Source organism: Lysobacter sp. CA199 (assembly GCF_052078715.1).
Taxonomy (GTDB): domain Bacteria; phylum Pseudomonadota; class Gammaproteobacteria; order Xanthomonadales; family Xanthomonadaceae; genus Lysobacter.
This window is the reverse complement of record NZ_JBQJIL010000003.1, coordinates 162,815-183,747: the sequence shown is the minus strand read 5'-3', so window position 1 is coordinate 183,747 and position 20,933 is coordinate 162,815. Positions and strand designations below refer to the sequence as shown.

The 20,933-nt window shown below is 65.3% G+C and carries 19 protein-coding genes; 3 read left to right on the top strand and 16 right to left on the bottom strand.

Annotation, left to right across the window (positions count from 1 at the left end):
- Positions 1-163: 163 nt before the first annotated feature.
- From ACTOWJ_RS05335 to ACTOWJ_RS05290, 10 genes are all read right to left on the bottom strand, one after another.
- On the bottom strand, positions 164-544 hold the full coding sequence (locus ACTOWJ_RS05335; RefSeq protein WP_441333564.1) for a hypothetical protein: 381 nt from the start codon (positions 542-544) through the stop codon (positions 164-166).
- A gap of 44 nt (positions 545-588) precedes the next feature.
- The gene (locus ACTOWJ_RS05330) at positions 589-2,286 is read right to left on the bottom strand and encodes an amidohydrolase (protein ID WP_441333563.1); all 1,698 of its coding nucleotides are present in this window, start codon (positions 2,284-2,286) and stop codon (positions 589-591) included.
- 124 nt (positions 2,287-2,410) lie between these two features.
- Complete coding sequence (locus ACTOWJ_RS05325; protein ID WP_441333562.1) at positions 2,411-3,499, bottom strand: ABC transporter permease; 1,089 nt, start codon at positions 3,497-3,499, stop codon at positions 2,411-2,413.
- The gene (locus ACTOWJ_RS05320) at positions 3,496-4,419 is read right to left on the bottom strand and encodes an ABC transporter ATP-binding protein (protein ID WP_441333884.1); all 924 of its coding nucleotides are present in this window, start codon (positions 4,417-4,419) and stop codon (positions 3,496-3,498) included. Before ACTOWJ_RS05320 ends, ACTOWJ_RS05325 begins: the two co-directional genes overlap by 4 nt.
- A 92-nt stretch (positions 4,420-4,511) precedes the next feature.
- The gene (locus tag ACTOWJ_RS05315; RefSeq protein ID WP_441333561.1) at positions 4,512-5,534 is read right to left on the bottom strand and encodes an HlyD family secretion protein; all 1,023 of its coding nucleotides are present in this window, start codon (positions 5,532-5,534) and stop codon (positions 4,512-4,514) included.
- Positions 5,535-5,719: 185 nt separating this feature from the next.
- Positions 5,720-6,403 carry a TetR/AcrR family transcriptional regulator gene (locus ACTOWJ_RS05310; protein WP_441333560.1) on the bottom strand — a complete coding sequence of 228 codons (684 nt, stop codon included), beginning with the start codon at positions 6,401-6,403 and terminating at the stop codon, positions 5,720-5,722.
- Between the two features lie 337 nt (positions 6,404-6,740).
- On the bottom strand, positions 6,741-7,634 hold the full coding sequence (locus ACTOWJ_RS05305) for an MBL fold metallo-hydrolase (protein WP_441333559.1): 894 nt from the start codon (positions 7,632-7,634) through the stop codon (positions 6,741-6,743).
- Positions 7,631-8,647 carry an NAD-dependent epimerase/dehydratase family protein gene (locus ACTOWJ_RS05300; RefSeq protein WP_441333558.1) on the bottom strand — a complete coding sequence of 339 codons (1,017 nt, stop codon included), beginning with the start codon at positions 8,645-8,647 and terminating at the stop codon, positions 7,631-7,633. Before ACTOWJ_RS05300 ends, ACTOWJ_RS05305 begins: the two co-directional genes overlap by 4 nt.
- The gene (locus ACTOWJ_RS05295) at positions 8,644-9,042 is read right to left on the bottom strand and encodes a hypothetical protein (RefSeq protein ID WP_441333557.1); all 399 of its coding nucleotides are present in this window, start codon (positions 9,040-9,042) and stop codon (positions 8,644-8,646) included. Before ACTOWJ_RS05295 ends, ACTOWJ_RS05300 begins: the two co-directional genes overlap by 4 nt.
- Positions 9,043-9,055: 13 nt before the next feature.
- On the bottom strand, positions 9,056-10,156 hold the full coding sequence (locus ACTOWJ_RS05290) for a 3-oxoacyl-[acyl-carrier-protein] synthase III C-terminal domain-containing protein (RefSeq protein WP_441333556.1): 1,101 nt from the start codon (positions 10,154-10,156) through the stop codon (positions 9,056-9,058).
- A gap of 563 nt (positions 10,157-10,719) precedes the next feature.
- Here ACTOWJ_RS05290 and ACTOWJ_RS05285 point away from each other — a divergent pair.
- The 3 genes from ACTOWJ_RS05285 to ybeY all read left to right on the top strand — a co-directional run bounded on the left by ACTOWJ_RS05285 (position 10,720) and on the right by ybeY (position 12,886).
- On the top strand, positions 10,720-11,028 hold the full coding sequence (locus ACTOWJ_RS05285; RefSeq protein ID WP_441333555.1) for a hypothetical protein: 309 nt from the start codon (positions 10,720-10,722) through the stop codon (positions 11,026-11,028).
- Positions 11,029-11,267: 239 nt separating this feature from the next.
- Positions 11,268-12,257, top strand: a complete 990-nt coding sequence (locus tag ACTOWJ_RS05280; RefSeq protein WP_441333554.1) for a PhoH family protein — start codon at positions 11,268-11,270, stop codon at positions 12,255-12,257.
- A gap of 146 nt (positions 12,258-12,403) precedes the next feature.
- Positions 12,404-12,886, top strand: a complete 483-nt coding sequence (ybeY, locus tag ACTOWJ_RS05275) for an rRNA maturation RNase YbeY (RefSeq protein WP_441333883.1) — start codon at positions 12,404-12,406, stop codon at positions 12,884-12,886.
- A 172-nt stretch (positions 12,887-13,058) separates the two neighbouring features.
- Here the strand turns inward: ybeY and ACTOWJ_RS05270 are convergent, their stop codons facing one another.
- The 6 genes from ACTOWJ_RS05270 to pilV form a co-directional block, all read right to left on the bottom strand.
- Positions 13,059-13,559 (bottom strand): hypothetical protein, encoded by a 501-nt coding sequence (locus ACTOWJ_RS05270; RefSeq protein WP_441333553.1) that lies wholly within the window; start codon positions 13,557-13,559, stop codon positions 13,059-13,061.
- A gap of 211 nt (positions 13,560-13,770) precedes the next feature.
- Positions 13,771-14,208 carry a type IV pilin protein gene (locus ACTOWJ_RS05265; RefSeq protein ID WP_441333552.1) on the bottom strand — a complete coding sequence of 146 codons (438 nt, stop codon included), beginning with the start codon at positions 14,206-14,208 and terminating at the stop codon, positions 13,771-13,773.
- Between the two features lie 24 nt (positions 14,209-14,232).
- Complete coding sequence (locus tag ACTOWJ_RS05260; protein WP_441333551.1) at positions 14,233-18,054, bottom strand: pilus assembly protein; 3,822 nt, start codon at positions 18,052-18,054, stop codon at positions 14,233-14,235.
- Between the two features lie 80 nt (positions 18,055-18,134).
- On the bottom strand, positions 18,135-18,716 hold the full coding sequence (locus tag ACTOWJ_RS05255; protein WP_441333550.1) for a pilus assembly PilX family protein: 582 nt from the start codon (positions 18,714-18,716) through the stop codon (positions 18,135-18,137).
- A 28-nt stretch (positions 18,717-18,744) separates the two neighbouring features.
- A complete protein-coding gene (locus tag ACTOWJ_RS05250; protein ID WP_441333549.1) occupies positions 18,745-19,743 on the bottom strand; it encodes a PilW family protein in 999 nt (332 codons plus the stop codon).
- An 8-nt stretch (positions 19,744-19,751) separates the two neighbouring features.
- A complete protein-coding gene (gene pilV, locus ACTOWJ_RS05245) occupies positions 19,752-20,831 on the bottom strand; it encodes a type IV pilus modification protein PilV (protein ID WP_441333548.1) in 1,080 nt (359 codons plus the stop codon).
- Between the last annotated feature and the right edge of the window lie 102 nt (positions 20,832-20,933).

The following is a 20,933-nucleotide window of genomic DNA, read 5'->3' as shown; positions in this document are numbered from 1 at the left end:
GCAGGCCCCCGAGGCTGGCTGTTCGGAAGCGATGCTAGGTTCGCGACAGGTCGGGAAGTTTGATTGCCGACACGCTTCCAATTCGAACCGCGGCCAATTCCGGATTGACAATCACGGAATCCGACGCCGGTGACAATCGTCATCGGCGCCGGGTGATCGCCAGTCAGAACTGCACGCGTTGGGCGCCCGGGCGACGTTCGGCCTTGAGTACGAGCTCGTTCAAAGCCACGTAACCGATCACCGGCCTGCCACTGCGCTTGACCACCTCAAGATCGGTCTTGGGCACGCAGTAGCGTTTGTCCGGCCACGGCGGTCGCGGCGTGCGGAAGCAATACTGGTCTTCGTCTTCCCGGTAGAGATACCACACCCCTGTTATCGCACTCGACAGCGAATCGTCTATCAGGCGCTTCAACTGGTCGCCGGTCACCGTGTCGGCGCGCAGAAACATCCACAACACCGCCGTCAGAATCGCCAGCCACGGCAGCACCGGCAAGGCTTTGAAGCGTTGCGGCTTGAGGTACTCGCCGCGGATCTGGTTTCTCATGGTCGTCCTTGAGAACGGAAGTACCGGCTACCGACGCGTGTGCATCAGCGAGAATCCGGCTGCTTGCGCGCCTGCGGCATCCGGGCCGGCACGCCGTCGACGTAGGTGCCCAGCACCCGGAGGTCGCGCAGTCGCCGCGGCTCCACCGCCAGCGGATCGTGTTCCAGCACTACGAAATCCGCACGTTTTCCGGGCACGAGACTGCCGACTTCGGCTTCGGCGAATCCCGCATACGCCGCGTCCGCGGTGAAACCGCGCAAGGCTTCGAACGCAGTCAGCTTTTCTTCCGGGTGCCAACCGCCTGCGGGCTTTCCGTCCGCATCGCTGCGCGTGGTCGCGGCGTACAGACCCAGCCGCGGATCCACCGATTCGACAGGAAAATCCGAACCCAGCGCCAAGCGCGCGCCGCTGTCGCGCAGTTGCCGCCAGGCGTAGGCGCCGTTGATGCGCCTTGGGCCCAGGCGCTGTTCGGCCCAGGGCATATCGCTGGTAGCGTGGGTCGGTTGCATCGCGGCGATGATGTGCAATGCCGCCAGTCGCGGCAAATCCTCCGGCGCGAGGATCTGCGCGTGCTCGATCCGCCAACGGTGGTCGCGCTTGGCCGCGTCCGCGCCGAGCGCCCTGGCGTAGAGATCGAGCACTTCGCGATTGCCGCGGTCGCCGATGGCATGGGTGGCGACCTGCACGCCGCAACGTTCGGCCTTGGCGATCGCTTTCGCCATCGCCTCCGGCGACATGCGCATCAGACCGCGATTGCCGCGCTCGTCGCTGTAGTCCTTCAGCAGCGCGGCGCCGCGACTGCCGAGCGCGCCATCGGCGTAGAGCTTGACCGTGCGCATCCTCAGCCGACCCGACGGGTGCTGATACAGGCCGTCGCGACACAGCGATTCCAGCGCGTCGCCGTCGCCGGCGGCGAAGGCGGTGATGCGCAGCGGCAGTTCGCCGCGGTCGGCCAGACGTTGATAGGCGCGCAGCGTGTTCAAGTCGACGCCGGCATCGTGCACGCCGGTGAGGCCGTGGCTGACGGCGGCGCGCATGCCCAGGCTCAACGCCTGTTCGACCGCGGCCGGTTCCAGCGGCGGACGCGCATGTTCGATCAGATCCATCGCGTCGTCGATGAGAACCCCGAGCGCGCGGCCCTTGTCGTCGCGCACGATGCGGCCGCCGTCGGGTTGCCAATCGCCGCCGAGTTCGCGCCCGGCCGCGCGCATCGCCGCACTGTTGGCCCAACCGGCGTGGCCGTCGATGCGTTGCAGCCAGACCGGGCGGTCGGGAAACTCGGCGTCGAGGTCGGCGGCCTCGGGAAAACGCGGGTCCATCCAATCGTTCTGATCCCAACCGTAACCGATCAGCCATTGTCCCGCCGGCAGCGTGCGCGCGTACTCGCGCAGGCGCTGCAGCGCCTCGGCCTTGCTGCGGGTGTCGGTGAGGTCGACCTGAAGCTGGTTGATGCCCAGTTCGAACACATGCGCATGCGAGTCGATCAAGCCCGGGACGATGGCGGCCTCGCCCAGGTCGATGTGCCTGGCGCCCGGATACAGGTGCAGCAGATCGGCGCGACCGCCGACGGCGCGGATCGTGCCTGCCTCGTCGAACACCAGTCCCTGCGCGCGCGGCTGGGCCGGATCCAGGGTGTGCACGCGCGCGGCGGTGACGACGGTGAGCTGCTGCGCCGATGCCGCGCCGCACCACGCCAAAGTCCAGACCAGAGCCAACATCGACAATTGTCGCGATGCGCGCATTCCCGTTCTCCTTCGCCGGACTGCGATGTCCGAAAGTGGCGAATGTGCGAGAAGCGCGCGCCTGGCGCAAGTGTGCGGACCGCGCCGGACCGCGCGGCCGGCGCATCTTCGTCCCGAAAGCGGCTCAATCCAGGCGTTTGGTGAACCGCGCCACCGCCAGACTCATCATCACCGCGATGAAACTGACCAGATAGGCCACGTCCTGCCACAATTCCCACAGGCTGGCGCCGCGCAGCATCACCCCGCGGATCAGGCGCAGGAAATGGGTCATCGGCAGGACTTCGGCCAACCATTGCGCGGCCACCGGCATGCCGGCGTAAGGAAACATGAAGCCCGACAGCAGGATCGACGGCAACAGAATGAACACGGTCATCTGCATGGCCTGGAACTGCGAGGCGGCCTTGGTCGAGATCATCAGGCCCAGCGCCAGATTGGCCAGGATCAACAACACCGCGGCGGTGTAAACGTCGAACACGCTGCCCTTGATCGGCACATCGAACAGCCACAGGCCCAGCAACAGGACCACGGTGGTCTGGATCAGGCCGATCACCGCATACGGCAGCACCTTGCCGATCATCAGCTCGGAGCGGCTGACCGGCGTTGTGATCAGCAATTCCATGTTGCCGCGTTCGCGCTCGCGCACGATCGCGACCGAAGTGAACATCACCATGGTCATGGTCAGGATCACCCCGATCAGCCCGGGCACGATGTTCACCGGCGAACGCCGCTGCGGGTTGTAGAACGCGACCACGCTGATCGGCGCGGTCTTGCGCGGCGCGGCCACGGAACTGTCGATCGGCAATTGCGCCAATTGCGCGGCCGCGCTTTGCACCACCGTGTCGCTGCCGTCGACCATCACTTGCGCGACTTCGCGTCCGTCGATACGGCGGCGCTCGAAATCCGGCGGCAGGTTCACGCCGACGCTGATCTCGCCCCGGCGCAGCATTTCGACCAGTTGTTGCGGCGTATCGGCCTCGGCCACCGGCCGGATCACGCCGGTGGCGACCATGTCCATGACCAGCGCGCGCGATGCGGCGGTGCCGGACTGGTCGGCGATCGCCGCTGTGAGGCCGCGCGGATTGAGGTTGATCGCATAGCCGAACAACACCAACTGGCCGACCGGGATCATCACGATCATCGCCAGGGTGATGCGATCGCGGCGCAGTTGCCGCACTTCCTTGAGCACGATGGCCCACAGCCGTTGCAATCTCATGCCGTGGCCTCCGCAGTGGGCGCGGGCCGTTCGCGGCCGCGCGTGGCCGATACGAACACGTCTTCCAGGTTGGGCTTGGCCTTGTGCACCTGCGCGTCCAGACCGGCCGCGCTCAAGGCGCTTTCGATGTTGCGCTCGGCAGTGTCGGCATCGGCCAGCAACACGCGCAGGCTGTTGCCGATCTGAGCGACGCTGAGCACGCCATCGAGCGCCACCAGCGCGCGCTGCGCCTTGCGCGGTTGCGTCGCCAGCACTTCCACCGCGCGCCCAGCCAACGCATCGGTGAGCTCGGCCGGGGTGCCGTCGGCGACCAGTACGCCGCGGTCGAGAATCGCCAGACGATGGCAACGCTCGGCCTCGTCCATGTAGTGGGTGGAGACCAGCAAGGTGGTGCCGCCGTCGGCGAGTTCGAACAATTTTTCCCAGAAATCGCGGCGCGATTCGGGATCGACCGCGCTGGTGGGTTCATCCAGGAACAACAGTTCCGGCCCGTGGATCACCGCGCCGGCCAAGGCCAGGCGCTGCTTCTGGCCACCGCTCATGGTGCCCGCGAGCTGTTTCTGGCGGTCGCCGAAGTGGTACTGCTCGATCAGCTGATCGATGCGCTCGCGCGCCTTGGCCTTGGGAATCTCCTGCACGGCGGCGAGGAATTCCAGGTTCTCGCGCACGCTGAGGTCTTCGAACAGCGAGAATTTCTGGGTCATGTAACCGATCCGCCGGCGCAGTTGCTCGGCCTGTTCGGGAATCCTCAGACCCAGCACTTCGATCTGCCCCTCGGTCGGCGTGAGCAGACCGCACAGCATGCGGATGGTGGTGGATTTGCCCGAACCGTTCGGGCCCAGGAATCCGTACACGCAGGCGCGCGGCACGGTCAGATCGACCCGGTCGACCGCGCGCAACTGGCCGAACTGTTTGCTCATGCCGCGCGCCTTGATCGCCGGCTGTTGTTCGGTATGTTCCTGGCCGGAGCCCGCGGCTACCTGCGCGGATCCGGCCCCGGCCGATTCGCGGCTCATGGCGCGAACTCGACCCGCACCGGCAAACCGGCCGGCAAATCGGCGGCCTTGGCGTCGGTCAACTCGACTTCGGCCAGATAGCTCAAACGCGCTGCGTCCTCACCGGTCAAGGCGTAGTACGGCGTGAAGCTGGGTTCGCTGCGAATCATACGCACGCGTCCGCTCCAGGCTTGTTCGCGGCCTTCGATATACACCCGCGCCTGACCGCCGACCCGCACGTCCTGGCGCAGCGGCTCGGGCACGTAGACGCGCGCATAGGGCCGCGCGCCGACCAGCATCACCGCCAGCGGCGAGCCGACCGGCGCCTGGTCGCCGAGCTTGTACGGCAGGCTGTCGACCACGCCGTCGCGCGGCGCGATCACGTCGAGCTTGCCGAAGCTGACCTGTTGCACCTGCGCCTGCGCTTGCGCGGCGGCGAGCGCCGCCTGGCCCTGGGCGATCTGTTCGCGACGGGTGCCGTGTTCGAGTTCCAGCAGCGCGGCCTGCGCGGCGCGCACCTGCGCCTGGGCGTTGCCGGCGGCGGCGCGCGCGCGATCGACTTCGGCCGCGGCGATCAGCTGGCGTTGCCCCAACGGCTGCACGCGCGCGTAGTAGGCGCCGGCATCGCGCTCTTGCGCCTGCGCGGCGGCGAGATTGGCGCGCGCCTGAGCGATGGTTTCGCTGCGCGGACCGGCCTGCAGTTCGGCCAAGGCATCGGCCGATTGCCGCGCCTGCGCCTGCGCGGCGTCCAGTTGCGAACGACCGCGATCGAGTTCGAGCTGCAACACGCGCGTGCCGGCCTTGACCCGCTGGCCTTCGCGCACATCGATGCGCACGACTTTTTCCGCGACCGGCGCGGGCAAGGTGACGCGGTCCCATTCCAACGTGCCCAGCGCCTGCGGTTTTTCCTCGGCGCAGGCGGTGAGCAGCATCGCACCGAGCAGCGCCGACGCCGCGACCTTGGCCGATGCGCGCAAGCCCGAAAGCAGCGGACGTCCCGAGCCTTTTGTCGAAATCCTTGCAACGCCGAGGTCTTTCATGAAAGACGCTCCAGCCCCGAAGTCTTTTGTGGGAGGCGCTTCAGCCCCGACTGCCGAAGCGGCTGCTGTTACCCGATGGTGCGGCAACCGGAAACAGTCGGGGCTCATGCCCCTCCCGCAAAAGCGGCCGCGACCAGACCAGGCGACGAACTCACGCAGGCCCGACCTCCGGATGTCCTCGTGTCTCATGGCATCAACCCCCGATCGAGCAAGGCCAGCGCATGACGGCGCTGGGCATCCAGGTCCAGATCCTGCGCATCGAACATGAAGCGCCAGATCGGCGCGCTGGCGGCCGGAAACAGGGTCAGGCCGATCAGGCTGACCATCAGCAGGCGCGGGTCCAGATCGGCATTGATCCGGCCTTCGGCCTGGGCCTGGGCGAAACGCTTGGCCATGGCCTGCGGCAGTACCGGGCCGATCTTCTTGAACAAAATGCTTTCGCGCAACGCGCCGCCTTCACACAACACTTCGCGCACCCACAACGACGGCAGCCACGGGTGCTTGGCGACGATTCCGCCGACGCCGGACACGAAGCCCGCGATCAGATCGAACACATCCGTGCTCGCCCCCAGCAGACCGTCGCGCAGGCTCAGGAACACCGGCACCAGGCGCTCATTGCTGACCGCATCCTGCAGTTGCTGCTTATCGCCGAAGTAGTAATGCAGCAGCGCCGGATTGACCCCGGCTTCGGCGGCGATCGCGCGCAGCGAGGTCGCGGCGATGCCCTGGCGGGCGTAGCAGGCGATGGCGGCGTCGAGCAGGCGCTCGCGCAGATCCGGATTGTCGGCGGCGGCCGGGCGGCCTGGGGCGCGCCTGGGCGCCTGGGTCTTGCGCGGCCGGCCGCGCTTGGCGGGGTTGGGCGTGTCCATACACCATATTTAATTCAATGATTAATTATATCGCAAGCGCGGGCCGATGAACGGTCAGCCTCGTTAAGGTGCCGGAAGCCACCCGCCTCAGCGGATACACGGGTCGGGCGATGCCACTGAGGGCCTGTTCGGCCCGCATGAACCACGCCACCCATCGGAACGATACGTTTGCGTTCGAAGCCGCCGTGACGCCGCTCGCGAGCGAGCGAACCTGCGCCGAAGCCCGCGGCAGGCGTCTTACAGAATCGATATCGATCGATCGCCGCAGCCGCTCACCGACGCCCCGGCGCGACCCGCGATCGATCGCGCAGTGCCCAACCCCGTCATCGCCCGCCCCTCACCTCGCCGATGCGATCGCTTCCGGCAGCTCGTCCAATACCGAATGCGGGTGCCGCCGCCGCCACGACGCCAAGGTGTCGGCGCAATGCGAAGGAATCACCCAGGCGCCGGGGTGGGTGTCGCGGAAACGCGCGAGCCGCCGCAAGGTTTCGCGGTAGGCACCGGCATCGTCCATCGCCACCTGCTGGGTCAGCCACGGCAAGGCCTGCTGGCGATCGAGCTGTTCGTGCCGCCAGAACGCATCGGCCGCCAGCACCACGCGCTCGCCTTCGCGTGTGCGCAGCGCCAGCCCGATCTGACCGCGCGCATGGCCCGGCAGCGGCAGCGCATGCAGGCTGCCGTCGCCGAGCAGATCCCAGCCCTCGCCCAGGGTCGCCAGATCGCCGTCGAGCCCGCGCCGGCCGTCGTCGTCGAGCAATTGCAGACGCGCGGCGAAATCCTCCGGCAACAGCTCCTTCCATATCTGCGCATGCAGCAGGCCGAACCAGCCCGACTCGCTCACCTGCCGCCAGGCCTGCGCATGCGCGACGAAGCGCGCCCGCGCGAACTGACCGAGCCCGCCGATGTGATCGGGATGGAAATGGCTGACGATCACCAGCCGCACATCGTCGCTGCTGAGGCCGCGCTGGTGGAGCAAGGTCGCCGCATCGGTATGCGGCGAGGAACACGCGTGGATCGCCCGCCGATAAATCCAGCGCACGCCGGCGCGCATCGCATCGCGCGCGCGCGGGCCGTAACCGCAATCGAACAAGATCGCGCCCTGCACCGGATGTTCGATCAACGCCCAACCCGCGGGAAACCGCATCCGCGGGCCGGCGGCCAAGCCCAGATGCCGCGGGTCGGCGCAGCTGTGGCCCGACGCGGCCAGGCTCAGCGCGACCTCGCCGCTCACCGCCGCGCCTCCGTGCGCGCCAGTTCGCTCAACGTTCGATTCAGGGCTTCGTCCATGCTCACGCGCGGACGATACCCCAGTTCCGCGCGCGCGCGGGTGATGTCCAAGGTCATGTCCACGCTGAGCAGCTCGATGCCGTAACGCAGCAGCGGCGGCTCGGCGTCGGGTTTGAAGCGGCGATAGAACGCCTCCACCGCGCTTGCCAAGCCGAGCGCGAGCGGTTTGGGCATGCGTTTGTGCGGACGCGGCAACGACAAGGCGTCGGCGAGGCGGTCGATCACGCTCCAGATCGCCACCGGCTCGCCGTTGCTGATGTTGTAGACGCGGCCGTTCAATCGCCACGAGGCGTCCATCGCCAGCACGATCGCGTCGACCACGTTGTCGATATAGCTCAGATCGACCGTGCAATCCTCCGCGCCGATGCGGCGCAGGCGGCCGCTGCGCAGGGCCTGGGCCAGACGCGGCAGAATCGCGCTGTCGCCGGGGCCGAAGATCGCGCGCGGGCGCAACGCCAGGGCGGAGACACCGCCGGCGGCGCAACGTTCGAACACGTGGCGCTCGGCGATCAGCTTGGTCGCGGCGTAGTCGTTGACCGGACGCAGCGGCAGCGGATGATCTTCGACGATGCAGCGATGCGGCGCGCCGTCGTGATAGATCCCCGGCGTGGAAATGTGCACCAGCCGCCGCACCTGTCGCGCGATGCAGGCCGCGATCACGTGATCGGTGGCGCGGACGTTGGCGTCGAAAAACGCCTCGGGCCGGCCCCAGGGGCTGGACAACGCGGCCGAGTGGACGACGATGTCGGCCCCGCGCACGGCGCGATGCACGGCGCCTTCGTCGCTCAGATCCACCGCTTGGAACTCGATGCCCTGCGCCTGCAGCGCGCGGCCGCGTTCGGCATCGCGCCCCAAGCCGACCACCTGGGTCCACGGCCGAGCCGCGAGCAGATGCCGGGCCAAGGCGCCGCCGAGAAAACCGGTCGCGCCGGTGATGACGATGCGTTGCGCGGTCATCGCGCGGCACCTGTTGCTGCGACTCGGTGTGCGATTTTTCCGATGCGCGCGGCGATGCGAACGGCTTGGCCGATCGACAAGGCTTCAAAACCGAAGATCGCCGCGAAGTCTTGTATGAGAGAGGATGCAGACTCGACCATCGGCGCGAAGTCTTTTGTGGGAGGGGCTTCAGACGCGACGATCGCCGAGAAATCTTTTGCGGGAGAGGCTTCAGACGCGACGAGCGTCGCGAAGTCTTTTGTGGGAGGGGCTTCAGCCCCGACTCGATCCGGTCGCAACGCAGGTGCATGCAGTCGCATCGCTTCGCCTGTCGGGGCTGAAGCCCCTCCCACAAAAGACTTCGCCATGGCATCGGCTGCCGTGGTTCGGTATTTCGCTGATGTCGTTGCGATCATCGAATCGTCCAGCTCAGTAGGTCATGGTCAAACCGACGCCCGACAAACCGGCGCCGGTGCCGAGCACAACGCCGGGTTCGCCGCGACGGATCGTGCCGTCGCGCACGCCCTGCTCCAACGCCAGCGGAATCGACGCGGCGATGCAGTTGCCGGTCTGCTCCAGGGTCCGCACCATCCGCGCGCGGCCGAAGCCGATCTGTTCGATCACGTCGAGCGCGGCGCGGCTGGCCTGATGCGGCGCGATCCACCGCAGCGCATCGCGCGCGGCCGCATCGTCGAGCCCGAGACTGCGCATCACATGCGGCACCAGGCGGATGCCGCTGCGCAACGCGGCCTGGCCCTGCATCGAAAACAGCGCATCGGCGGCAGTGGTGAGCGGCCCCAGCGGCGGACGCCAACTGCCGCCGCCGCGCAAGGTGGTGATTTCCACGCCCTCGCCCATCGTGCGCCAGGCGACACGGTGGATGCGGCTGGAGCTGTCGTCCGGTGAGCGCTCGAGCACCGCCGCGGCGGCGCCATCGCCGAACAAGGTGCAGATCTCGGCGTTGTCGAAATCCAGACCGACCGAGGCGATTTCGCTGCTGACGATCAGGGCGCGCTCGATCCGGCCGTGATGGATGCGTTCGGCCGCCAGTTCCAACGCGGCGACGAAGCTCAAACAGGTCGCATGCACCGACAAGGCCGGGATGCCCGAGCGACCCAGGCCGAGTTCGCGCTGCAACAGCGGGCCGCCGTCGGGAATCGCGCGTTCGGCCGAGCCTGAAGCGTTCACGATCAGGTCCAGCGCGGCCGGTTCGACGCCTGCGCATTCGCAGGCCTGCATCGCGGCTTGCGCGCCCATCCAGCTCGCACGCTCGCGCTCGGGCTCGGCCCAGTGACGGAAGGCGACGCCGCTGTTTTGCAGCGCCCAGCCCTCGGGCAGGCCGATGCGTCGTTCGATCTCGGCGCTGGCGACGCGACGCTGCGGCAGATAGCGGCCGAGCCCGGCGATGCGCACGCGCCAGTCCAGGTCGCTTCGGTTCGGATCAGGCAGCGCGCGATGCCCGCGTTTGTGGCTGGCCGCGCCGCCCATCGGCGTCTGCAGCGACGCCATGTCCTGCGATTGAGTATCCATGTGCGCGCTGAGTATGAGCCAGCGCGGCGGCTTTGCCGATAGCGGCTGTTGCTCGCCGCTGGTGGCGGCGGCGTCGTGGCGGCGCATGGTTATCGGCGGCGAGGAAGAGGTGCGACGGTCAGCGCGGGCTTGGTGCGACACCTGCCTGCATCGACCCGCTGATGGCGTCACGTGCCAGCCCGACCGGTCACGCGCTCGTCCGCAGGTTCACGCACTGCCGATCGCGCCGAACGCCTTCGCGGACGTTGCAACCAGCCACGGCCGCACACCCTCCCACCGACTCGCCGTCTGCATCGACCCGTCGCTGGCCGGTACCCGCCCCGACCGCGGACATCCTGCTTCGCGCCGCGCCTGCCGATACTGGCTTGCACGGCCCTCCACGGAGCACTATCCCAGTCGACGGCATCGGCCAGCACAGGACTTCACACGACACCGTCTACTCGAACCAACGCGAGGCTCGAAAATCCCGAGATCGAGTCGGCGCCGCGACGATCGGCCTCTTGCCCGCGATCGGCCGCCATGGCGTTCTGAACCTGGTTACGGTTGCCACTGGAGTAAAGAACATGTCCGACGATCGGCCCCGCCCCGATCCACCCACCGACGAGCCGCAGGCCTCGCGATCGCCCGCCCCTGACCCGCCGCAAGCGCCGCCGCCGGGTGGCGGCCTGCTGTCTCGCGGCGCGGTCGGTTTCTGGTTCCTCGGCCTGGGCCTGCTGGGCCTGCTGCGCTCTTGGATGCGCGCGACCCGGCACGGTGCATTCGATCCAGACGCGATCACCCTGCTATGGCTGATCGGCTCGGCGCTGCTGACCGTGATGGGCGCGTTACGGGTCTGGCGGACCACGCGCGAGGGTCGGCCCGGAGGGCGATGACCGAGCCGCCGATCGAGCAAACAGAACGCGGCGCGCGCGGGCGGTGTCGGCACGTCGTGAAGGCATTCGGCAGCGGGTTTTCGCATGCGCCGCGCGCGCTTGGGGTTCTGCGTCGTGGGCACGGCCGCGACGGAAAATCCCGCCCATGCTTCGGGGGTGGCTTTGCGAAAAAGCCGCAACAGGCGCAAGCTGTGACCACCCAGCGCGCATTGTGTGCGCATTCTGCTTACGCTTCCCTCATGCCCGCCCGAACCGTATCCGAATTCACCCTGGATCCCGCCGACAGCGAACGTCTCGCCAACCTCAGCGGCCCCTTCGACGGCCATTTGCGCATGATCGAACTGCGCCTGGGCGTTGAGATCGCCAATCGCGGCAACATCTTCCGCATCGACGGGTCGGTCGGCGCGGTCGGCCAGGCCGAGAAGCTGTTGCGCCGGCTATGGAAGGACGCGGGCGAGGAAACCCTGGACGAGAACGCGATCCATCTGGCGCTGACCGAGTTCGGCGTCGACCAAGTCGTGCAGGACGGGATCGAACCGCAGGAAGTCGCGATCCGGGTCAAGCGCGGCACCATCCGCGGCCGCGGCGCCAACCAGGCCAAGTACCTGCACGCGATCGCCACCCACGACATCAACTTCGGCATCGGCCCGGCCGGTACCGGCAAGACCTTCCTGGCCGTGGCCAGCGCGGTCGAGGCGCTCAACGAATCGCGCGTGCAGCGCCTGATCCTGGTGCGCCCGGCGGTGGAGGCCGGCGAGAAGCTCGGCTTCCTGCCCGGCGATCTGACCCAGAAAGTCGATCCCTACCTGCGGCCGCTGTACGACGCGCTGTACGAAATGCTCGGCGTGGAGAAAGTCGTCAAACTGCTGGAGAAGAATGTCATCGAGATCGCGCCGCTGGCCTACATGCGCGGCCGCACGCTCAACGATGCCTACGTGATTCTCGATGAAGCGCAGAACACCACCATCGAACAGATGAAGATGTTCCTGACCCGCATCGGCTACGGCAGCACCGCGGTGGTGACCGGCGACCTCACCCAGGTCGATCTGCCTAAGCACGTCAAGTCGGGTCTGCGCGACGCGCTCGACGTGTTGCGCAACGTCAGCGGAATCAGCTTCACGTTTTTCGAGGCCAAGGATGTGGTCCGTCATCCATTGGTCTCGCGCATCGTCACCGCCTATGAGGCGCGCGACGCGAAGGATGCGCAAAGCGGCCCCCCGAACACCTGACCCACGCCCCCGGTCCCGGCTCGCGACCGATGTCGCGAACGGAACCGGTGCCAGCCGATCGCCGCCGGTCGCGCGCCGTCGGCGGCGATGTCCCGATTTCCGCGCTGCCAATGGCCGCGCGCACGCAACGAAGAGTGAGCGCCGCGATGACCCAAGGTCCCGTACGACTCGATGTCACCATCAACTACGCCCTGCCTCGCAAAGGCCTGCCAGCTGCGACCAGTTTCCGAAAGTGGGTCGCCGCCGCGCTCAAGGGCCGTATCCGCGAAGCGGACTTGGCAATCCGCATCGTTGGCACGAAGGAAGGTCGATCGCTCAATCGCCACTATCGCGATCGCGACTACGCCACCAACGTCCTGAGCTTTCCCGCCGACCTGCCCGAGGGCCTGCCGAAAGGGGTGAAGATGCCGCTGCTCGGCGACCTGGTGATCTGCGCTCCGGTCGTCGCACGCGAAGCGCGCGAACAGAAGAAGGTGCTCAACGATCACTACGCGCACCTGACCGTGCACGGCACCTTGCACCTGCTCGGATGGGATCACGAGGACGAGCGCGAGGCCGAGTGCATGGAGCAACTCGAGCGTGAGATTCTGGCCGGGCTCGGCATCGCCGATCCCTATCTGGAAGATTGACCCGGAACCTGACTTCGCCTGCTCGCGCGAGGCTCGCTAAAGCGATCCCACGAGAATGCGACGGATGGCCGCGCGAACGATGCAATTGTTTCGGCCGTCCTTGACCGCTCGAACGGCGGTGCACCGCTTCACGATATCCGTCGCCCTCACCATCGCATGGCGCGCGATGCGATCACAAACAGTCGGCCAGCCCATCGTAGATCGACTTGCTCGTCCCCGGCAGGGTCGCGTACAACGGCCGCTCCACCGCCAACGCGCCGAGCAAGGCCGAAGCGGAGGTCCGCGGCGCCAACGGCAAGCGGCAGCGCCAGGCCTTGGGCTGCACCGAGATACGCCCTGTGTCGGCCGCGATTTCCTCGTTGCTGGCCGCGAAAATCCACACGCACTGACCGACCACGCCGCTGGTGTCGTCGACCGAGCAGCGAAAGCGCAATGCGTAGATATTGCTGTAGTCGCCTTCGCAGAACGTGTCGCCGCAGATTTGATCGAAGTCGTGGCGAAGGCGATGCATGGCGGTGTACCACGCTTCGATTTCGGCATCGTCGTTCAGGCGATCGGAAAGATCGACGTAGTTGCGAGTGGCAGCCGAGTCGGTGGCAGCCGCTGCCGATAGCGACAACGTCAACAGCGGCAGGACGCAAGCCAAAATGGCGGCGCGGGCGTATCGGATCATGCTTAGCTCCTCTTCCTTGAGTATCGATTGCGTCAAAGTCCAATATCGACCGAAGCCCGTGCGACGGCGACTCGATGCAGGATGCGGTCAACGGCATGCCGATGGAATCAGGGACTGCGACACGCGCTTATAGGATTTCCCTGATCGTATCGCCAGGCTATTCCGGTCGTTTAGGCGCGCGACGCCAAACACCGAGATCGCCCTGGACGAATCACCAGCAATCGAGCACATCCGTCGCTGGCCCGCTTCTGCCCTTGATTCCCTTGTCGGTGATCGACAAGGTCATGCATCTACCGTCCCCAGCCGCCTGCGCTCCTCTCGGCGTCGCGGTGAGCGTGTAAACGGAGGCGGTGATCGTGCTCCCAAACGTGTAGAAATCGTTCAATTCGGTGACACACCCGCTACTGGGCACCGTGGCGCCGATATAGGTGAATCGACTGGTGTAGTAGCGCTCCATGTACTGAACCTGCCCCATCAGACAGGCCGTGGCCGTGGCCCGCCGCGACTTGACGATCTGCTGGGCGTAAGAAGCGTAAGCGAGCGAAGCCAATATGGCGACGACGCCGACCACGATCATCAACTCGATCAAAGTAAAACCCGCGTTCTTGCGATTGCGCACGATGCCTCCCCCTGATGCGGTACGGTTCACTGTCGCTCGATGTAGCAACCCCGACTAGTCGCGGCGGATCTCACGCCACGCCACTCGCTTGGCGCCCAACCCGGCCGGCGCGCTTTTGGGATGCTCCAACCCACCCGAATCGTTCTGGATGGGAATGACGTTGCCGTTGTTGCCCGGAATGATCACGCCGCCATTCGGCGCACCACCCTTCGTCCCTATGCCGGAGATGGGCGTGCCCGGGTCGCCACCGCCGCCGATCACCACTCCATCGTTGCTGTCGATCTTTCCGTCGCCATTGGCATCGAACACATGGCCATTGGCGCGCCCGCCCGTGAAAGGATCGATTTCCATGATGAAACCCTCGCCACCCGGGCTACAGGGATCGCTCACGTCGGGGATGCGACTGATTCCGAGCAAGCGATTGCCGTCGAACAGGTTAGGCACCACCATCCGCTCGCCACGCAATGTCGGCCCGGGCGAAACCAAGTCCAGATACCAGCCTTTCTTGCCGACCATGTCGCCGTCCTTGGCCGCTGAAATCACCCGCACATCGACTTCCGATTTATCCTGCTGGATCATCGGCCCCTCGAATTCGATGACGCGCGCGGTCAATTCACCGCGTGTAACCAAAGTACCCAGGTCCGTGATCCCATACCAAGACTGCTTGGATTTGTCGCCCAAGTCGGCACTGCCGAGAAAGGCGCCGGTGCCGAAGAACACCCAGGTTTCAAGTGAGTCGGGCTTGCGACCCACCAAAGGTGTGGCCGTGATCGGTTGCGCCTTGCCATCGCCGGTGGCTTCGAAAAGCTTGGTCGCGCTGACAGAACCGCCAAAGCCGGAGAACTTCCACAGATTTCCCTTCATGTCGCCGGCATAGGCCGTGTCGACGAACCCGTCGTTGTTCGAATCCCAAGCGCGCGCGGCCGAGAGACCGTTATCGCCCGCCACACCGGTATCTATGGCAGTCACCGCACCGGTGGCCACGTCGAGCGTCACCAACTGCGCCTTGCCGCCATCGCTATTGGGGCCATTGCCGAGCAGTACCGTCCAGGTTCCGTTGGCGGTCTGTGAAATCCAAGGTTTGCCGAGATTATTGCCCAGCGCGGGAATCTGCGAGTCGGACAACTCCCACATGAACTTGACGTCCTCTGGATTGGTGATGTCGAGCGCGAATACCCCACGGCCACCGCGTCCCAGGGTACCGATCAGCACGGTTTTCCATGCGCCCTGGATGTAAACATCGGCGACGGTCAGCTCGCCGTCGACGAAAAACCGATGCACATAGTTGGGCGAAGCGTAGCCCGCCAGCCCATCCATGCCGGTGCGCTTGAGCACCGCTTGCGGGATGAACGCGTACGTTTCAGCGCCGGTTTCTGCGTCGAAACCATGCAGCATGCCGTCGTTTCCGCCGACATAGACCACGGCCTTGCGATTCGCGCTGTCCGCGGCGAACTTGCGATAGGCCTCGCCTCCGCCGTTGAACGTGGCGTTGGCGTAATGCCCCGCGTTGGGTTTGCCGACATAAAGCGGCGTGGAGTTGACGAAATCGCCGAGTACGCCCGAGCGGTCACGCAGCGGGCCGCCCTTTGCAATCTCCTTGCTCCGCTCGCCGCGCAGGTAATTCAGAACGTCTGCACCGGTCGCAAGAACCTTGCCGGTCGTGTCGGCGAACGCGACACTGGACAAGCTGCTGCGGTCTCCGGGGTCCAGAGCGCTCCAGGTAAATTCCTTGTAGCCGCCGCTGTTGGCGTACACCTTGCGCTCCGCAGGAACCGGCACCTTCTCTCCTGCGATCCAGACCGGCACAAAGGTGCGGGTGATCGGGTCCAGACGCTTCGCGGCCAGTTCGCCGCGCCAGTCGGTAAAGTAGGTCGGTGCATAGATCACCGCGCCTTCCTGCGCGGAGGCACCGTTGAGGCCGACTGCCGAGGCTGCACCACGTCGGCCGCGGAGTGAGGCTTCGAAGGCCTTGGTCAAGCCCTGAATCATCTGCTCGGCTTGATAGGCGACGAAGAAGTTACGCGGGCGCTTCTCGTTCGCCGCATCGGCCAGACCGATCAGGTCGCCGTCCGTCCACCAGGCATCGGTCAGCTGCTCCGTGCGCGTGTTGGGGTCGAATCCTTCCGGAACATCGAAGCCGCCGTACTTGGCCGCCAGGTAGTATTGATTCCTGGCGCTGGGCACCACGATCTTATCCGGCAGGACATCGACCCAGTAAGTCGACAGCGTCTGTTTGTCGGGCATATCGGGCTGCAAATCCTGGGTATGCGCGGCATAGGCGAGGCCGGCGATAAACGCAGAATTGAGACTGCCCTCGGGGTTGAAAGGTATGGTCTTCGCATTCTTGTTCAGGCCTTCCAACTGAAAAACACGATTCAGCTCGGTTTCGACGTTGACGGATGTATCGGCCGTTACCTTGGCGGGCATCGCGGGCTCTCCGTTGCGCACGGTCGAACCCGGCAGATTACGGTCACGATGGGTGTAGGCATCACCGATCCCCACCGCGACATTGCGCTGGCATCGGTACTGAATAGGATTGACCCAGTCGGTGATGACCGGAAAGCGGTCGGTCTGCAACTCTGCGTTCGCCGTCGTTATATCCGTGTACTCGGGAACGTTGTCCTGATTCTTGAAATAGCGGGTCGCCGCGTAATAGAGCTCGCTGACGTTGTCCAGGCCTTTGGCGTTGTTGCTGGTGTCCGTGCCGGTGGTCTGCCCGAACTTGTTGAGATAGTTGATGACACCGCTATTGGTGACGTGGTTTCCGCCAACTCGCGTGTTGGTTCCGCTGGCATCGGCGGAGTCTGGATTGGCGTCTTGCACGCCCGTTCCCGGATCCCACTCCTTGGCCGCATTGGGTTGTTGCCCTTTGATCGGATCATAGCTGAAAGGTCCGATGTACTTCTGCCGGGCACGCAGCACGCCGCCGTCGCGGCCAACCGATGAATCGTTGAGATAGCCGAAGATGCTGAACCTGAGTTTGTCGTTGTACTTCTGAAGCAACCCCTCGGGTTTCCAGCCCTTGGCGTACTTGATGCAATTGGCCTCCGGCTTGACCTTGCCGGATTCCACGCACACAGCTACGCGGATGCTGACCGAATAGACCGTGGGGTCGACCGCTCCCTTGGACGTCTTGCCTGTCAAACTTCCATGCACACCAGGATTGTAAGGAACTGCGGTGGCCAGTTGAGCCGCCTCTACCCGGTCATTGCCGGTCTTCTTGTCCAATGTGGAGTCGTTGGTGAAGAATATCTGCGCGCGCAATTTGTACGCACGCATGCGGACGGGAAAGGCTTCGCTTATCGGCATCAAACCGGTCTGCCCCTTCGATAGCAGCTTGTTATCGAAGAATCTCGTACCGATGCCATGGTCTTCGTTGACCGCCTTCTCCAGCCAGGTCTCTTGCGGCGTGTCCTTGACCCGATAGCCGCCGGTCAATGCCTTGCGGAACGGGTCGATGGTCTGGGTAGCGGCCCAATTGAGGAAGTTTCCGCTCCATTGCTTGCTGGCGCCCAAACAGGTTCTGCTGCTTGCCGCCGATACCGGCTTGAAATGACGCAAGCGCTCTTGCGCATCGAATACGTATTCGTAGCACTTCTCGGAATCGAAATAACCTACATATGACCGGCTCGGATTATAGGTGTCCTGGCCATTGATCAAATCGAAGTTGGCCTGGGAGATGATGGTTGGAAACTCCACCGACGGAATCAGCACCATGTTGTTGGGCACGTCGTTGCCCAGCGCCAGCGGTCTGTTCTGGATTTCAACGGACATCGACGGCGTCGCGCTCAAGGCGGCGATTAGGCCGATCAGCACGGCCTGCAGGCGCTTGGCCATAGCGACCGGCCCGTAAGGATGCGATCTGTTGACACGCATGGTTTTGCTCCTGAAGGAGTCGAGCTGCCGGGCCGCTGAGATGGCAGCGCTAGGATCGAATCGGGAATTACGAACGTTCATCAGAAGCTGGCCATGGTCGATTGCAGCACCACCACTGCACGATCCTGGTGCTGGCGCGGATCGTGGCTGCGCGCGGTCACCCGGTAATAGGCGACGTTGGTCTCAGGGGCACTGCCCGGTTCATAGGGATTTCCTCCGGAGACGCCGAGATCGTCAGCGGTCGTCCGTCGCCCCATGAACTCGACGTAGTACTGCGGCGTCCCGGCGATCGGGACCTTGGGGTCGCTGCTGGCGGTACTCGCGCTGGTCCAGCACGCCGCTTCGACGCCGCCGCAGGCAATCACCGCTCCGCCGTACGTATCGGCGGGTACGGAAGGACATGTCGCGTTGGATATGGTGCAGTCCTGGCCGATCGTCCGGCTTTGCTTGACTGCCGCGTCGACCATGCGCTCGCCTTCGCGCAAGGCGCGCTCGGCCGATTCGAACGCGAGGCTGCGGTCGTACATACCGGCGCTCATGCGCTCTTCGAGCATGGTGCTGCGCAGGATCGCCACACCCAACAGCATCATGACCAGCAACATGATCATGATGACCGCCAATGCCGCTCCGCGTTGACCCGAGGCCCCGCGGAACGAGGCCATGCGTGTCGTTCGTTTCATCGCCTATTCCTCAGTTGCTTCTGTTGCGCAAACTCAGCGTGGCGCTGACTGTTCGCCCGATGGCCTTGCCGTCGTCCCCGCTTTTACGCTCGCTTTGCAAGGACAGTTCCACGCGCGCGGCCTTGACCTTCGACCAATCGGCGACGGCGGCCGCCGCCTGATAGGCGCTTTCGCCATCGACCAGATACTGGATCCGCATTTGCTCGACACCCTCGGCCACCTCATCGGCACCAGGCGTTGCGGCATCGGAGTGCATGACCGTTCTGTAGAGCGACTTGCCGCCGCGGCCGTTGTTGCCGACGAACCAGCGCACGGAACGCGGGCGCGCCACGACCGAATTGACGCCGTACAAGTGCCAGGCTTCTGGCGGAAGCTTTTCGTCCTCACAGGCCAATGCGACCTGGCGGGTGAACCCGGCACTGCAATTGCCACCGCGGCCATGTTCAACCGACCCGGCCGCTACGGCGGTGGCCTTGAACAGCGAGACCAAGCGGAAATCGCAGACCATCAACACGTCGTTGGCGCGAATCGACGGCGGAAGCGCGTTGATCGCCAGCGCGGAATCCTTGGCGGTCATCGCCGCAGTCAAGTAAACGCCCAGATCCTTGGTCGAATGCACTTCCAGGCCGTCGGTGCCCGCGGCTCGCGCCCCCTCGCCATCGCCGAAACCCTGCACTGGCGCGGAATATGCCGTTTCGCCGCCGAATCCGCGAAACACGGTGTTCCAATTCTTCCAGTAGGCGCCCTCGCGTTCGGCGACGATGTTGGAGGTGCGGATGGAACTTGGGCATTGGTTGCCGCCGGCCTCGCGCACGTCGCGCGCCATCAACTCGAATGCCACGCGCGCGGCCTCTTGCACGCGCGAAAGATCTTCGGTGGTGCGAAACGCGGCGCGTGAAGCAAGGAAGATCGACAGCGCGCCCATAGTCAGCAGCAATCCCAGAACCAGAGCGACCATCAGCTCGATCAGACTCAGGCCGCGGCTGCGGCGGAAGTCCGTGCTACGCATCGCCCGGCTCATAGGCGCACCTGCATACTGAACGTTTGTTTGTCGGCATCCTTCTCGCCTCCCGCGTTCGCGCCGCGGCTGTCGTCCCAGCGCACCTCGATCGTGCATAGCGAGTCCTTGCATGCGACCTGGCCGCACGTCTTGGCATTCTCGCCCAGGCTTTTTCCCAAGGATTGCAACCAAGCCGCGCGATCTGCGGCCGCCAAGCTGCCGGCCTCGGGCTTGACTTCACCGAAGCATTGAAGGCCACCGGTATCGTAGGCGCCCGCGCTCGCCGCCGTGGGATTGGCCCGCATCGCATCGGCCATCGCATAGGCCTGGACCACCGCTTGGCTGCGCTGCATCGAACTTTGGCTATTACGTAGCGCCAAGCTCTGCATGGCGGCGACTCCGAGCAGGCCGAGCCCCAACACCAGCACGGCCACCAGAATCTCGATCAGCCCTACGCCCGACTGACGTTTTCGGCCGCGCGGCTCTCGTCGGCATCGTTGCGCGGCAACGGGAATGAATGACCGGCGGATCATTGCGCGCACACTCCTTTGGCTTCGACCAAGTCCGTGGACAAACGCCCTCCCGAAGACAGGCGCACCCGATGCACGTTCTGCTCCGGCATCGTGGTCGGAAGGCAGACGTCGAATTGGGTGTTGAGAAACGCGGTGTCGGTACCGTCGCCGTCGCGTGCGAATCCGTCGGGGCGATAGGACAGACGCCCCCCAAGTCAAGGCACTGCTCATCTGCACTGATGACTTGAGTTGCACCGCGTGCAGTACGGCGGGATCGTTGGCGACGCCGTCGCGGTTGGCATCGGGCATCACCACGATCCAGCCGTTCCAGCGCCCGGAGCCCGTGGCGCAGACGGTCTGGTTGTCGCTGCGGCAGACAGTGATTCGCGCGTTGCGCCTGATCGCTTCCATCCGCGCGGTCTGCAACGACGCTACCAGTTCGGTGGCCGCGCCGGTCAGACGGCTTCGGTTGATCGTGGCGATCAGGTTGGGGACCGCCAGCGCCAGAATGATGGCGGCCACGGTCACGGTGACCAACAGCTCCAGCAACGTGAATCCCGATTGCGCCCGCCGCAAGAATTTCATCGCCGATCCGACCCGTGGAAGCTGGAGCGAATCTAAGACCGACTTATCGAAGCAAGCGAGCCGGTCGAGGACGAACGGCGCGAATTTTCGCGCGAACGGCCC

What these genes read in the sequence shown, in the direction of transcription:
- ACTOWJ_RS05255 (WP_441333550.1), bottom strand. Translation starts at nt 18,716, where the DNA reads ATGGCCTCGTTCCGCGGGGCCTCGGGTCAACGCGGAGCGGCATTGGCG.
- ACTOWJ_RS05320 (WP_441333884.1), bottom strand. Translation starts at nt 4,419, where the DNA reads ATGAGCAAACAGTTCGGCCAGTTGCGCGCGGTCGACCGGGTCGATCTG.
- ybeY (WP_441333883.1), top strand. Translation starts at nt 12,404, where the DNA reads ATGACCCAAGGTCCCGTACGACTCGATGTCACCATCAACTACGCCCTG.
- ACTOWJ_RS05260 (WP_441333551.1), bottom strand. Translation starts at nt 18,054, where the DNA reads ATGCGTGTCAACAGATCGCATCCTTACGGGCCGGTCGCTATGGCCAAG.
- ACTOWJ_RS05315 (WP_441333561.1), bottom strand. Translation starts at nt 5,534, where the DNA reads ATGAAAGACCTCGGCGTTGCAAGGATTTCGACAAAAGGCTCGGGACGT.
- ACTOWJ_RS05300 (WP_441333558.1), bottom strand. Translation starts at nt 8,647, where the DNA reads ATGACCGCGCAACGCATCGTCATCACCGGCGCGACCGGTTTTCTCGGC.
- ACTOWJ_RS05335 (WP_441333564.1), bottom strand. Translation starts at nt 544, where the DNA reads ATGAGAAACCAGATCCGCGGCGAGTACCTCAAGCCGCAACGCTTCAAA.
- ACTOWJ_RS05270 (WP_441333553.1), bottom strand. Translation starts at nt 13,559, where the DNA reads ATGATCCGATACGCCCGCGCCGCCATTTTGGCTTGCGTCCTGCCGCTG.
- ACTOWJ_RS05250 (WP_441333549.1), bottom strand. Translation starts at nt 19,743, where the DNA reads ATGCGTAGCACGGACTTCCGCCGCAGCCGCGGCCTGAGTCTGATCGAG.
- ACTOWJ_RS05280 (WP_441333554.1), top strand. Translation starts at nt 11,268, where the DNA reads ATGCCCGCCCGAACCGTATCCGAATTCACCCTGGATCCCGCCGACAGC.
- pilV (WP_441333548.1), bottom strand. Translation starts at nt 20,831, where the DNA reads ATGAAATTCTTGCGGCGGGCGCAATCGGGATTCACGTTGCTGGAGCTG.
- ACTOWJ_RS05295 (WP_441333557.1), bottom strand. Translation starts at nt 9,042, where the DNA reads ATGATCGCAACGACATCAGCGAAATACCGAACCACGGCAGCCGATGCC.
- ACTOWJ_RS05290 (WP_441333556.1), bottom strand. Translation starts at nt 10,156, where the DNA reads ATGGATACTCAATCGCAGGACATGGCGTCGCTGCAGACGCCGATGGGC.
- ACTOWJ_RS05285 (WP_441333555.1), top strand. Translation starts at nt 10,720, where the DNA reads ATGTCCGACGATCGGCCCCGCCCCGATCCACCCACCGACGAGCCGCAG.
- ACTOWJ_RS05325 (WP_441333562.1), bottom strand. Translation starts at nt 3,499, where the DNA reads ATGAGATTGCAACGGCTGTGGGCCATCGTGCTCAAGGAAGTGCGGCAA.
- ACTOWJ_RS05310 (WP_441333560.1), bottom strand. Translation starts at nt 6,403, where the DNA reads ATGGACACGCCCAACCCCGCCAAGCGCGGCCGGCCGCGCAAGACCCAG.
- ACTOWJ_RS05330 (WP_441333563.1), bottom strand. Translation starts at nt 2,286, where the DNA reads ATGCGCGCATCGCGACAATTGTCGATGTTGGCTCTGGTCTGGACTTTG.